9 protein-coding genes are annotated in these 12,953 nt (G+C 72.8%); 3 read left to right on the top strand and 6 right to left on the bottom strand.

The annotated features are described in order from the left end of the window. Positions 1–249: 249 nt before the first annotated feature. Positions 250–2,511, bottom strand: a complete 2,262-nt coding sequence (locus tag AB0J10_RS03500; protein ID WP_363057337.1) for an FUSC family protein — start codon at positions 2,509–2,511, stop codon at positions 250–252. 293 nt (positions 2,512–2,804) lie between these two features. Here AB0J10_RS03500 and AB0J10_RS03495 point away from each other — a divergent pair, with 293 nt between their 5' ends. Both AB0J10_RS03495 and AB0J10_RS03490 read left to right on the top strand, forming a co-directional pair. After that, positions 2,805–4,463: an FAD-dependent oxidoreductase gene (locus AB0J10_RS03495; protein ID WP_363057335.1), complete on the top strand. Its 1,659-nt coding sequence runs from the start codon at positions 2,805–2,807 to the stop codon at positions 4,461–4,463. Beyond that, a complete protein-coding gene (locus AB0J10_RS03490) occupies positions 4,460–5,908 on the top strand; it encodes an ATP-binding protein (protein WP_363057333.1) in 1,449 nt (482 codons plus the stop codon). Before AB0J10_RS03495 ends, AB0J10_RS03490 begins: the two co-directional genes overlap by 4 nt. Positions 5,909–5,935: 27 nt before the next feature. Here AB0J10_RS03490 and pgm read toward each other — a convergent pair whose 3' ends face one another. Further along, positions 5,936–7,576: a phosphoglucomutase (alpha-D-glucose-1,6-bisphosphate-dependent) gene (gene pgm, locus AB0J10_RS03485; protein WP_363057331.1), complete on the bottom strand. Its 1,641-nt coding sequence runs from the start codon at positions 7,574–7,576 to the stop codon at positions 5,936–5,938. A gap of 261 nt (positions 7,577–7,837) precedes the next feature. Between pgm and AB0J10_RS03480 the strand changes: the two genes are divergently transcribed. Continuing rightward, positions 7,838–8,458 carry an L-threonylcarbamoyladenylate synthase gene (locus tag AB0J10_RS03480; protein WP_363057329.1) on the top strand — a complete coding sequence of 207 codons (621 nt, stop codon included), beginning with the start codon at positions 7,838–7,840 and terminating at the stop codon, positions 8,456–8,458. A 142-nt stretch (positions 8,459–8,600) separates the two neighbouring features. Here the strand turns inward: AB0J10_RS03480 and AB0J10_RS03475 are convergent, their stop codons facing one another. From AB0J10_RS03475 to AB0J10_RS03460, 4 genes are all read right to left on the bottom strand, one after another. Next, on the bottom strand, positions 8,601–9,890 hold the full coding sequence (locus AB0J10_RS03475; RefSeq protein WP_363057327.1) for a sugar ABC transporter permease: 1,290 nt from the start codon (positions 9,888–9,890) through the stop codon (positions 8,601–8,603). After that, a complete protein-coding gene (locus AB0J10_RS03470; protein WP_363057325.1) occupies positions 9,887–10,681 on the bottom strand; it encodes an ATP-binding cassette domain-containing protein in 795 nt (264 codons plus the stop codon). The genes AB0J10_RS03475 and AB0J10_RS03470 overlap by 4 nt, the downstream gene beginning before the upstream one ends. 69 nt (positions 10,682–10,750) lie before the next feature. After that, complete coding sequence (locus tag AB0J10_RS03465; RefSeq protein WP_363057323.1) at positions 10,751–11,917, bottom strand: substrate-binding domain-containing protein; 1,167 nt, start codon at positions 11,915–11,917, stop codon at positions 10,751–10,753. A gap of 154 nt (positions 11,918–12,071) precedes the next feature. Further along, positions 12,072–12,695, bottom strand: a complete 624-nt coding sequence (locus AB0J10_RS03460; protein WP_363057321.1) for a TetR/AcrR family transcriptional regulator — start codon at positions 12,693–12,695, stop codon at positions 12,072–12,074. Between the last annotated feature and the right edge of the window lie 258 nt (positions 12,696–12,953).

The following is a 12,953-nucleotide window of genomic DNA, read 5'->3' as shown; positions in this document are numbered from 1 at the left end:
GGGGTTTCAGCGGGCCGGCCGCTCGGGCGCCGTCTCCGCGTCCGCCTCCCTGGCGCTGCACGCGGTTCCCCGGCACGACCGCGACGCACTGCACCGCGGCGCCGGCAGCCGGCGGGGTCGGTGCGGCCGTCTCGACCGGTACCTCGGTCGGCTGGGTGGCGGTGGGGACGAGGACGAGGCCGAAGGACGGTTCGACGGTCGTGGCGCGTGCGGGCTCGCCCCCGCTCGTCGCCGCGGACGGCCCGGACGTCACCACCGCTCGCCGGAACGGCCCCGTACCGCGGGCTCGGGCGGGCCGGCGCGCCCGAACCACCGGCCGCCCGTGCCCGGGTCCCTGGCCAGCCGGAGCGCCGGTGCCGTCAGCCGCGCGGCCTGGCGGTCGAGATGGAGGAGGTACTCGTACACCCACCAGGAGCGGCATGTGCGGGGCACGACCCCGGAGAGCGCGACGCGGCCGTCCGGCGGCCCGCCCGCCGGGTCCGGCACATCCGCCCGCTCCAGCCGGTCCCCGAGCCGGGTGTAGAACGTCGCCAGCTGCGACGCGAGGTCGCCGAGCCGGAAGCGGTCGGGATCCTGGTCCAGCACGACCTGCGACTGCCGGGCGAGGCCGCTCGTCGTCATCCGCAGCCAGACGGCCGAGGAGGACAGGAAGCACAGGTCCGCCCGCTCCATCCCGCGGGAGGCGGGCTCGGCCAGGTAGCCGCGCAGGGAGTCGTGCATGTGGCGGGTCGAGGGCGACGACGCGGTCAGACGAACCGACGGACGGGTGGTGACGAAGCCCAGCGCCCAACCGGTGGACGCGGTCAGGTCCCGGCCGCCCAGCCGGAACACCTCGGCCATGTTGCTCCGCAGGACTCCCGCGGCGCCGCGGGGCCACATCAGGGCCCCGACGAGCAGGCTGACCGCGGCCCCGACGGCCACGTCCTGCAGACGGACGAGCCCCAACTGCCAACCCGAGGGGGAGAGGAGCGTGTAGAGGCAGAGGACGACCACGGTGAACGCCGCCTGGCCGACCACGTCGGGCAGCGCACCGGGACTGAACGCGGCGAGCCACACGACGAGGGGGAAGACCGCCCACACGACGGCCGAGTCGCTGCCCGCGAGGCCGATCAGCACGCCGCCCACGACGACACCCGCGACCGTTCCCAGCAGGGCGACCACGGCCCGGGACCCGGTGGACGCGACGCTCGTGCGCAGCACGGCGAGCACGCCGAGCAGCGCCCAGAAGCCCCGGTCGAGCCCCGCCAGGTGGACGACGGCGATGGTCAGCGCCATGGCGACCGCCGAGCGCAGCGCGTTGACGAACCAGATCGAGTCGATGGTCGCCGAGTCCCGCCAGGCCGTGACCACGCTGCTGCGGCGCGCCCGGCCGGCCAGGTGCCGCAGCGACGACCGGCACGGGGCGACGGCCCGGCGCCAGGCGATGTGCGGCCGGTGGGAAGGGGGCCGGCGCACCGCACGCAGGGTCTCCACCGCGGTGGTCGCCGCCGCCTCACCGATGTTGACGGTGTAGAAGGCGTGGGAGACGAACGTCCCGGACGGCGGGGACTCCTGGTCCATGCAGTCCACCCGCGTCCCGTACGCCGCCAGCAGGCGCTGGACCTGTGTCACGTCGGGCTCCGGGCCCTCGTCGTCGAGGAAGTCCGCCGTCCGGTGCAGCAGTTCGGCCGACGCCTCCAGGACCTCCGTCTCGGGCCCGTCCGCCCGGCTCAGACCTCCCACGCACCGGTTCGCGGCCTCGCCGATCAGCCCTCTGGCCCAGAGGAGCGCCCCGACCACGTCCGTCAGCGACCGGTCGGCGGACCTGGTGCCGCTCGGCTGGTGCATCCCGGAGGTGAACTCCGTGAGCATCGCGCGTACCGCCCTATCCGAGGACCGCGCCTCGTCCGGCCCCGCCGCGCCGTCCAGCAGTGCCGACAGGTGGCGGCCGAGCGCCCGCGCCATGCTCGAGACCGCCGAACGGAAGGAGTCCTCGCCAGCCGGGGCCCTCAGCAGCAGCGTGGCGACCCCTCCGGCCGCGACTCCGAGGCACCAGCCGCCGACGCGCACGGGCAGTTCGGACAGCGGGGCCGGGGTGGCGGCCGCCAGCACGTAGCCCAGCAGCGCGGCCGTCGCCCCCGACCCTCCGTGCGGGCCCTCGATCGCGAAGTAGTAGGCGAGGAAGGCCACGGGGAGGGTCACGAGCACGGCGGACGGCAGGCTCAGCGACGCCAGGCAGCCCGCGGCCACCATCAGCCCCCCGACCGCGAGCAACAGGGCGAAGGCCGGGGCCCCGGCACTCCGGGAGCCCCCGAAGGACGCGATGACGAGGGAGGCGAACGCCCCGAACGCCGCGAAGCCCGCCAGCTCCGGGTCTCCCGCGACCAGCAGACCGAGGGCGAGCACCGCGGGCAGCACGACGGCGGCGCGGCAGCCGCGGAGGACCGCGTGCGCGGGGAACCGGGCGCGCGGGCCCGTCCGGTATGGCTCCTCCGGCAGTTCCCCGGGGGTGGGCGTGGCTGAATGTGCCATCGGACTCCTCTGCGTCGCACGAGGAGGCTCGGTCTCGGCCCGACGACACTCAGTCTGCGCCCCCGCCGGGGCTTCCGCCTGCGCTCACAGCAGGTGCTCCCGCGCGGGCAGGGCCCTTCCGTCCGGGGGGCCGTACGGGCCGGAGCCGTTCCGGTCCGTACGGCCGCGAGCCCGGCCCCTGCGCCCGCGAGCGCGGGCGGAGAGCGCACCCCGGCAAGGCCCGGGGCGGGGGACGCCCGGGGGAGACGCCGTCCCGGCAGGCGCCCGTCCGACCGCGGGCGCATCATGAAGAGATGGCTAAGGCGACGATCCTGACCGTCGACGACGATCCAGGAGTCTCCCGGGCCATCGCCCGCGATCTGCGGCGCCACTACGGCGACCGCTTCCGGGTGCTGCGCGCCACCTCGGGCGACGAGGGTCTCGAAGCCCTGCGCGAGGTCAGGCTGCGGGGCGAGGCGGTCGCCGTGATGATCGCCGACTACCGCATGCCCACCATGAACGGCGTCCAGTTCCTGGAGGCCGCCATGGACCTGTTCCCCCGGGCGCGACGGGTGCTGCTCACCGCGTACGCGGACACGGGCGCGGCGATCGACGCGATCAACGTCGTCGATCTCGACCACTACCTGCTCAAGCCCTGGAGCCCGCCGGAGGAGCACCTCTACCCCGTGCTCGACACCCTGGTCGACATCTGGGACGCGGCATCCGACCCGGACGCGCCCGAGACGAGGCTGGTGGGCCACCGCTGGTCCGCCCCCTCCTTCGCCGTACGGGAGTTCCTCGCGCGCAACCTCGTGCCGTACCGGTGGATAGCCGCCGACGAACCCGAGGGCGCCCAGCTGCTCGAGGCGGCCGGGCTCACACCGGCGGACGTCCCCCTCGTCGTCACCGCGGAGGGCAAGGTGCTGCACGCCCCCACGGAGGCGGAACTCGCCGCCCACGTCGGCCTGCGCACCAGCCCCGCGGCCGACTTCTACGACGTCGTCGTCATCGGAGCCGGCCCGGCCGGGCTGGGCGCCGCCGTCTACGCCGCCTCCGAGGGGCTGCGCACCGTGCTCGTCGAGCGCAGCGCCACCGGCGGCCAGGCGGGGCAGAGCAGCCGGATCGAGAACTACCTGGGCTTCCCCGACGGGGTCACCGGCGCGCAGCTCACCGACCGGGCGCGAAGGCAGGCGGCCCGGTTCGGCGCCGAGATGCTCAGCGCCACCGAGGTGGTGGCGCTGGAGGCCGCGGGGTCCGGACGCGTCCTGCGGTTCGCGGACGGCACCTCGGTCGGCGCGCACACCGTCGTCCTCGCGACGGGCGTCACCTACCGGCGCCTCGCGGGCGCACAGCTCGACGGCTTCTGCGGTGCGGGCGTCTTCTACGGCTCGGCGGCCTTCGAGGCGGCCAGCTGCCGCGGCGACGACGTCTACATCGTCGGCGGCGCCAACTCCGCCGGGCAGGCGGCGGTGTACTTCTCGCGCTTCGCCGCGAGGGTCCGTGTGCTGCTGCGCGGCCCGGACCTGACCCACTCCATGTCCGCCTATCTGATCCAGCAGATCGAGGACGTGCCCAACATCGAGATCCATCCGTGCACCGAGGTGGCCGCCGGGGGCGGGGAGGGCCATCTGGAGCGGCTGACCCTGCGGGACAACCGCACCGGGGCCCTGACGGAGGTCGACGCCACCTGGCTGTTCGTGTTCATCGGGGCCGAACCGCAGACGCAGTGGCTGGACGGACTGGTCGCCCGTGACGACCGGGGATTCGTCCTGACCGGCCCCGACCTCCCCGAGGCGGGCGGACGGTCGCCCCGCTGGCCGCTGGTGCGGGCGCCGTACCACCTCGAGACCAGCGTGCCCGGGGTGTTCGCGGCGGGGGACGTCCGCGCCGAGTCGGTCAAGCGGGTGGCGTCCGCGGTCGGCGAAGGGGCGATGGCCGTCACGCTCGTGCACCGCTATCTGGAGGCCCAATGACAGCCTCGGTCTCACGGGAGGTGCTCACCCCGGACGAGCTGCGCACCCTGTTCCTCTTCGAGGCGCTCGACGACGACCAGCTTGCCTGGCTGTCCGAACGCGGGCGGGTGGAGGCGCGCGGGGCGGGAACGCCCGTGTACGCCCAGGGCGAGGGCGCGACCTGCTTCTTCGTGCTGCTCTCCGGCACCGTCGCGATCAGCCGTCAGCTCCACGGAGACGAGATCGAACTCAGCCGCAGCGACCAGCGCGGCGCCTACGGCGGGGCCACCCAGGCCTACCTCGGCGACCGCGTGGACCAGGCGTATCCGAACACGATGCGTGCGGTGACCGACGTGGAGCTGTTCGTCCTGCCCGCGTCCGAGTTCGCCACGGCCATCCGGACCTGGTTCCCCATGGCCCTGCATCTGCTCGAAGGACTGTTCCTCGGGCTCCGGGCCAGTGACATCATCGTCGGAGAGCGCGAGCGGCTGCTCGCCCTCGGCTCGCTGACCGCCGGTCTGACCCACGAGCTCAACAACCCCGCCGCAGCGGCGGCCCGCGCCACCGACACCCTGCGTGACCGGGTGACCCGCATGCGGCACAAGCTGGCGCTGATCGCCGACGGCCGCGTCGACGGCAAGCGCCTCCACGAGCTCGTGGAGATGCAGGACGCCGCGGTGCGGCGGGCCCGGGACGCCCGCCGGCTCTCGGCGATCGAGGCGGCGGACGCCGAGGACGAACTGGGCGACTGGCTGGAGGATGCAGGGCTGGAGAACGCCTGGGACATCGCGCCCACTCTCGTCTCCGGCGGCATCGACGCCGACTGGCTCGCCGACGCCACCGCGGAACTGTCCGACGAGAACCGCCGGGCGGCGGTGGCCTGGCTGAACTACACCGTCGACACCGAGATGCTGATGGGCGAGATCGAGGACGCCGTCCGCCGCATCTCCGGACTGGTGGACGCGGCACGGCAGTACTCCCAGCTCGACCGCGCCGCCCAGCAGCCCGTGGACGTCCACGAACTCCTGGACGCCACCCTGGTGATGCTCAAGGCCAAGATCCCCGCCGGGGTGCGGGTGGAGAAGGAGTACGACGGGGACATGCCGCTCGTCCCCGCGTACGGCGCGGAGCTCAACCAGGTGTGGACGAACCTCATCGACAACGCCCTCTCCGCCATGGACGGCGACGGCACCCTCACCCTCGCCACCTGGCACGAGGGCGGCAAGGCCTACGTCGAGGTACGGGACACGGGCACGGGCATCGATCCCGACATCCGCCCCCGCATCTTCGAACCGTTCTTCTCGACGAAACCGGTCGGCGAGGGGACGGGCCTGGGACTCGACATCTCGTACCGGATCGTGGTCAACAAGCACGGCGGTGACATTCGCGTCGCCTCGCACCCGGGCGACACCCGGTTCCGGGTCTGCCTGCCCCTCGTCCGGCCCTCCGGGGACGAACCGCTCTGACGGCCCGGCCCCGCCGCCGCGGCGGGCTCAGCCGCGCAGGGCCGCTGCCACCACGGACCGGGCCTCGTCCTGGACCCTCGTCAGATGGTCCGGCCCGAGGAACGACTCGGCGTACACCTTGTAGACGTCCTCCGTGCCCGAAGGCCGCGCCGCGAACCAGGCGTTGGCGGTGGTCACCTTGATGCCGCCGATCGGTGCGCCGTTGCCCGGCGCGTGGGTCAGCACCGCGGTGATCGGCTCCCCGGCCAGGGTGTCCGCGGTCACCTGCTCGGGGGAGAGCCGGCTCAGCACGGCCTTCTCCTCGCGGGTCGCGGGAGCGTCGACCCGTGCGTAGGCCGGTTCGCCGAACCGCTCGGTGAGCGAGGCGTAGTGGCGGCTGGGCGACGCCCCCGTCACGGCCAGGATCTCGGACGCGAGCAGGGCGAGCACGATGCCGTCCTTGTCGGTCGTCCACACCGAGCCGTCCCTCCGCAGGAACGAGGCTCCGGCGGACTCCTCACCGCCGAAGCCGAGCGAGCCGTCGAGCAGACCGTCCACGAACCACTTGAAGCCGACCGGCACTTCGCGCAGCTCCCGGCCGAGGTCGGCCGCCACCCGGTCGATCATGCTCGACGACACCAGTGTCTTGCCGACCGCCGCTCCGGCCGGCCACTCGGCGCGGTGGGAGTAGAGGTACGAGATCGCCGTGGACAGATAGTGGTTGGGGTTCATGAGCCCGCCGTCCGGGGTGACGATGCCGTGCCGGTCGGAGTCGGCGTCGTTGCCCGTGGCGACCTGGAACCGGTCGCGCTGCTCGATCAGGGACGCCATCGCGTACGGGGAGGAGCAGTCCATGCGGATCCTGCCGTCCCAGTCCAGCGTCATGAAGCGCCACGCCGGGTCCGTGAGCGGGTTGACGACGGTCAGATCGAGGCGGTGCTGCTCGGCGATGCGGCCCCAGTACGCCACGGACGCCCCGCCCAGCGGGTCGGCGCCGATGCGCACCCCCGCGGCGCGCACCGCGTCGAGGTCGAGCACGGACGGCAGGTCGGACACGTAGGAACCCAGGAAGTCGTACCGGCCGGTCGTCGCGGCGGCCAGCGCCCGGGCCCAGGGGATGCGGCGTACGTCCTTCAGCCCGCCGGTGATGATCTCGTTGGCGCGCTCCTGGATCCAGCCGGTCGCCTCGGAACCGGCGGGCCCGCCGTTCGGCGGGTTGTACTTGAAGCCCCCGTCCGACGGTGGGTTGTGCGACGGCGTGACCACCACACCGTCGGCCAGGCCGGAGGTGCGGCCGCGGTTGTGGACCAGGATGGCGTGCGAGACGGCCGGGGTGGGGGTGTAGCCGTCGGCCTCGTCGACCAGCACGGTGACGCCGTTGGCCGCGAACACCTCGACCGCAGTGACCTTCGCGGGTTCGGACAGCGCATGGGTGTCGGCGCCGAGGAACAGCGGCCCGTCGACGCCCTGCCGGCTCCGGTACTCGCAGATCGCCTGGCTGGTCGCGGCGATGTGGTCCTCGTTGAAGGCCGTGGCGAGCGAGGACCCGCGGTGCCCCGAGGTGCCGAAGGCGACCCGCTGGGCGGGGTCCGCCGGATCGGGGTGCAAGGCGTAGTACGCCGTCACCAGCCGAGGCACATCGATCAGGTCCTCCGGCCGCGCCGGCCGGCCTGCGCGCTCGTTCGGCATCCGTTCCACTCCTCCGCATCGGTGGGTGCGATCAGTGCACCTGTCATGATCGCTCGTCAGTCGCCGCTCGTCCGGTTGCCTCTCCGCACGCACGTGCCGGGGGGCACCCGGAGTCGGGCATGCCCAGCGTGCGCCCCCGCACGCACCCGCACCGGCGATTCGCCGGAATCCCGCCCCGTCCCGCCCGCGGCCGGCCCCCGCCTCCTCGAACGTCTCCGCCCGCCGGGGGGCGGATCGACCCTGATCACCTACACTCGCCGGATGGCGAAGTACTTCGACGTCCATCCCGAGAACCCCCAGCGCCGTACCGTCGGCACCGTGGCCGACACCATCCGGTCCGACGGCCTCGTCGTGTACCCGACGGACTCCTGTTTCGCCCTGGGCTGCCGCCTCGGCAGCCGGGAGGGCATCAACCGGATCCGGTCGATCCGCGATCTCGACGACCGCCACCACTTCACCCTGGTATGCCGGGACTTCGCCCAGCTCGGCCAGTTCGTGCACGTCGACAAGGACGTCTTCCGGGCGGTCAAGGCGGCCACCCCCGGCAGTTACACGTTCATCCTGCCGGCGACCAAGGAGGTGCCGCGCCGGCTGCTGCACCCCAGGAAGAAGACGGTCGGCGTCCGCATCCCCGACCACGTCGTCGCGCAGGCGCTCGTCGAGGAACTCGGCGAGCCCCTGCTGTCCAGCACCCTCCTCCTGCCCGGCGAGGACGAGCCGATGACTCAGGGGTGGGAGATCAAGGAACGGCTCGACCACGTGGTGGACGCCGTGCTCGACTCGGGCGACTGCGGCACCGAGCCGACCACCGTCATCGACTTGTCCGGCGGCGAACCGGAGATCGTCCGCCGGGGCGCCGGCGACACCGCACGTTTCGAGTAGCCGCGGGGGCCCAGGACGCCGCCGGGCACCGCACCGGCCGTCCCGGCCCGTGCGGGACCGACCCCCCACGGCCCCGCTCCCCGCACCGGCCGTCGGTCCCGCGCGCCGCCGGGTGCCGCGGCGCGCCTCCGCACCGGCCGGGTCACGCCCTGCCGTGCGCCTTCTGCGAGTGCCGTGCCAACGAGTCGAGGACCACCGCGGCGAGCAGCACACATCCGGTGATCACCGACTGCATCGGCGTCGGGATGCCCAGCAGCACCATGCCCGACGCGATCGACTGGATGACGAGCATGCCCAGCAGCACGGACCATGTCGTCCCCCGCCCGCCGAACAGGCTCACGCCGCCGATCACGGCCGCGGCGATCGCGTTGATCAGGAGGATGCTGGAGCCCGACGTCTGGCCGACCGCGGCCACCCTGGAGGCCAGGAAGAGCCCACCGACCGCGGCCAGCGTCCCGGACACCATGAACGCCGAGATCCGCAGCCACACCACGTTGATCCCGGCACGGCGGGCCGCCTCGCGACCGCCGCCGATGGACACGATCCTGCGGCCGTAGAAGGTGCGTCGCAGCACGAAGTCCAGGCCGACGACGAACACCAGGAAGATCAGCAGCGCGAGCGGCAGGCCCTGGAAGCGGTTCAGGACGTACGCGGCGGCGAAGGCGACCGCCGCCACCGCGGCCGTGCGCATGACGACGACGCTGAGCGGCCGGTACGCCACACCGACGGACCGGCGCCGGCGGGAGTCCCGGCACGACGCCAGGAGGAACACGGCCACGCTCAGCGCGGCCAGCCCGTAGGCGACCGCGGTCTCCCGGAAGTAGTAGCTGGTCAGGGCGTGGATGAAGCCTTGCTCGGGGAGGTTGATGGTGCCGCTGGAGCCCAGCACGTACAGCATGAGCCCGTTCCAGGCCAGCAGCCCCGCCAGGGTGACGACGAACGCCGGGACGCCGAGGCGGGCCGAGAAGAAGCCCTGAGCGGCGCCGACCGCCGCACCCACCACCAGGGCGGCGAGCACGGCCGCCCACTCCGGCATGCCCTGGTTCACGTTGAGCACGGCGAACACGGCCGCCGTGAGCCCGCTGACGGAGCCGACGGACAGATCCACGTCGCCGAGGAGCAGCACGAAGACCAGACCGAGCGCGATCATGCCCGTGCCGACGATGTCGATGCTGAGGTTGGACAGATTGCGCGGAGAGAGGAACTGCTGGTCCAGGCTCTGGAAGATGATCCACAGCAGGGCGACGGCGGCGACTCCCGGGACCGCGCCGAACTCGCCGCTGCGCATCCGGCGGGCGAAGTCCAGGGCGTGGCCCCTGAAACCCCTGTCGGTGTCCACACGGCCTCGGCCGGCGCGCGCGGGGGTGCCCCGGGCCGCGCCCTCGCCGGGTCTCGTGGCCCCGGTGCGCTCCGACGCCCCGGTCCGCTTCACCGCAGCACCTCCCCCCACCGGTCCCGGCGATGGGTCACGGCGTTGTTGGTGGCGCCGGTCATGGAGGAGACGATCTGCTCCTGGGAGGTGGTCGGCACGCTGAAGAAGCCGTTGTTGCGGCCGAGGTGGAGCACCGCTACCTGGTCCGCGACCGCCTTCACGTCGCCCAGGTTGTGGCTCACCAGGAGCACCCCGAGCCCTCGGTCCCGCAGCCGTTCGATCAGGTCCAGGAACTGGGCGGTCTGTCTGACCCCCAGCGCGGCGGTGGGCTCGTCCAGGATGAGCAGCCTGGGTTCGCTGAGCAGCGCGCGGGCGATGGCGACAGTCTGCCGCTGCCCGGCGGAGAGCGAGGCGACGGGCACCCGGAAGCTGGGGAGGCGCGTCGACAGCGACTCCAGCACGTCCAGTTCCTGGGCCCGTCGTTCCATGGACACCTCGTCGAGGACGCAGCTTCCGCCGAGTTCGTGCCCCAGGAAGATGTTGCCGACGACGTCGAGCGTCTCGCACAGGGCGAGGTCCTGGTAGACGCTGGTGATGCCCAGGGCCTGGGCGTCACGGGGGCGGGATATCCGCACGGGTCGGCCGTTCCACTCGATGACGCCCTTGTCGGCGGGTCCGACCCCGGTGATCACCTTGACCAGCGTGGACTTGCCGGCGCCGTTGTCGCCGACCAGGGCGACGACCTCGCCGGCGTTGATCTCCAGCTCGATGTCGGTCAGTGCCCACACGGCGCCGTACCGCTTGCTGATCTGGCGCATCGCCAGGAGTGGGGCGTTCGGCACCTGAACCATCTCCTTCGCCCGTCCCGTCCGTCGCTCCGGCCGGCGGCCTCGCCGGGGACACCGGCGGCATCCGGCCCGCTATCCGGTGAGTCCCGCTTTCCGGCAGGCGGCCTCGACCGCCGGGGTGCAGATCTGGTCGACCGTGTAGAGGCCGCTCCTGACCACCGTGGCCTCGACGTTGTACGCGGTCACGGGCACCAGGGGCCCCAGGACCGCGGGGATGCCCTCGTCGGTGTCGTTGCGCACGCGGTCCCGGGCGACGTCGTCGAGCTTCTCGCCGCGTCCCAGGGCGACGGCCATCTCGGCGGCGGCCTCGGCCTCCGCCTCGAAGGACTTGTAGACGGTCATGTACTGCTCGCCCTTGACGATCCTGCGGACGGCGGACAGGTCGGCGTCCTGCCCGGTGACGGGCGGCAGCGGTTTGACGCCTGCCGCCTTGAGCGCCGTGACGACACCGCCCGCCAGCCCGTCGTTGGCCGACAGCACGCCGTCGATGCGGTCCGGGCCGAGCTCGGCGATCGCCGCGGACATGTTCCGGAAGGCGTTCTCCGGTATCCACCCGCCGGTGTAGTAGGACCTGGCGATCTTCACCTTGCCCTGGAGCACGGACAGCGCGCCCCGGCGCAGATCCCGGGTGTTGGGGTCGGTGGGGTCGCCGTTCATCATCACGATCTCGCCGCCGCGGGCCTTGGGTCCCATCGCCTTGAGAAGCTCCTGGGCCTGGATCCTGCCGATCTCCTCCGAGTCGTAGCTGGAGTAGGCGGAAACGGGCCCCTGGGCGAGGCGGTCGTACGAGACGACCGGCACGTTCGCGTCCCGGGCCCGGGCGACCGAGGACCGCAGTGCCTTGTCGTCGACGGGGTCGAGGATGAGGACCTTGGCCCCCTTCGCGATCATGGACTCGATCTGCTGCTGCTGAGTGGCCACGTCCGCGGAGGCGTAGGCGTGCAGCAGCTTGCAGTCGGGGCACAGCGCCTTGACCTTCGCCTGGATGAGGGGCTTGTCGGCGGTCGCCCAGCGCGCGGTGTGGACGTCCGGGAGCAGCAGCCCGATCGTGAAGCCGCCCCCGCCCGAGGGGGCGCCCGCGTCCTTGGGCGCTTCCCCGGCCGTCCCGCAGGCCGTGAGCCCGGCGAGCGCCGCGGCCGCGGTGGCGGCGGCCATCGCACGGGCCGGGCGGCCGAGCGTCCACGGCGTTCTTCCGCCACGGCCACGGCCGCTCTGCGAGCGGTGAGGTGAAACTCGCATATACCCCAATGTATGGGAAAACGGAAGAACGAGCTGTCGGGCGAGGCGGTGGGGCGGCCCCGTCGGGTGCCGTCCCGCGCGGCCCGTGCGGCGGCGATCGACGGATGTGCGCGGGGCCGTCCGGGCCGAGGCAGGAGCGAGTGCGAGCGGGCCGTCAGGTGGCCCCTGGCACGGCCGGCCGGTTCTCGGCGCGGACGAGGTGCACGACCTGGTCGGCGATCGTGTCCAGGACGTCCGATGCGGCGGCCGCGTCGCCGAGGACCAGGAAGTTCAGGGTGAGCCCGTCGGTCATGACGGCCAGGTAGTGTGCCAGGACCGCGACGGGGACGCTCGTCTCGATCCCCATGTCGTTGCGCAGTTGGTCGATGAGCTCGGTGAACGTGTCCGTGTACAGCTCGTACTGACGGCGTGCCAGATGTTCGAACCCCGGCTGGCGCAGCGCGTACTGGGTCAGCTCGTAGGTGAGCATGTGTTCACCGGGGTTGGCGCAGACATGGTCCCAGTAGGCCTGGAATCCCGCGCGGACCGTCTCCCGCAGGGTCGCCTTGGGCCGGATCGCCTCCCGCACCACCGAGATGTAGTGCTCGGTGATCGCCTCGATGACGGACTCCAGCAGTTCCTGCTTGGAGTCGAAGCAGTAGTGGAAGACGCTCAGCGACACGTCCGCCTCGGCGGCGATCGACCGTGTCGTCGTCCTGGGGACACCGTCACGGGTCATCGCCCGGATCGCTGCCTCGATCAGCTGCCGGCGCCGCTCGGCCGACGGCATCCGTGCCATGAGGTTCCCTCGTTCCTGTGCTGTGCTGTGCTCCGTCGTGCCGTGCTGTTCGGCGCCTGTCGTGTCGTGTCGTGCCGTGCCCGCCGTGCCGCGGTGTGTCCCGCGGTGCCAGGTGTGGTGGTGCCGATGCCCGCCCGTCCCGTCCCGGGGCCTCGTGAGGTGTTGCGGGCGTCGACCGTGAGGTCGTAGACCGTGCTGGAATCCAGACCCGAGCGGTCGCGGAGGGCCGTCACCGCCCGGAAGAGGCCGTCCGGGGTG

The organism is Streptomyces sp. NPDC049887, assembly GCF_040656535.1.
Lineage (GTDB): Bacteria > Actinomycetota > Actinomycetes > Streptomycetales > Streptomycetaceae > Streptomyces.
Note: the sequence above shows the minus strand (reverse complement) of the source record. Positions and strands in the feature narration are given on the sequence as shown.

Coding starts and splice junctions, on each gene's coding strand:
- AB0J10_RS03500 (WP_363057337.1), bottom strand. CDS start 2,511: ATGGCACATTCAGCCACGCCCACCCCCGGGGAACTGCCGGAGGAGCCA.
- AB0J10_RS03495 (WP_363057335.1), top strand. CDS start 2,805: ATGGCTAAGGCGACGATCCTGACCGTCGACGACGATCCAGGAGTCTCC.
- AB0J10_RS03490 (WP_363057333.1), top strand. CDS start 4,460: ATGACAGCCTCGGTCTCACGGGAGGTGCTCACCCCGGACGAGCTGCGC.
- pgm (WP_363057331.1), bottom strand. CDS start 7,576: ATGCCGAACGAGCGCGCAGGCCGGCCGGCGCGGCCGGAGGACCTGATC.
- AB0J10_RS03480 (WP_363057329.1), top strand. CDS start 7,838: ATGGCGAAGTACTTCGACGTCCATCCCGAGAACCCCCAGCGCCGTACC.
- AB0J10_RS03470 (WP_363057325.1), bottom strand. CDS start 10,681: ATGGTTCAGGTGCCGAACGCCCCACTCCTGGCGATGCGCCAGATCAGC.
- AB0J10_RS03465 (WP_363057323.1), bottom strand. CDS start 11,917: ATGCGAGTTTCACCTCACCGCTCGCAGAGCGGCCGTGGCCGTGGCGGA.
- AB0J10_RS03460 (WP_363057321.1), bottom strand. CDS start 12,695: ATGGCACGGATGCCGTCGGCCGAGCGGCGCCGGCAGCTGATCGAGGCA.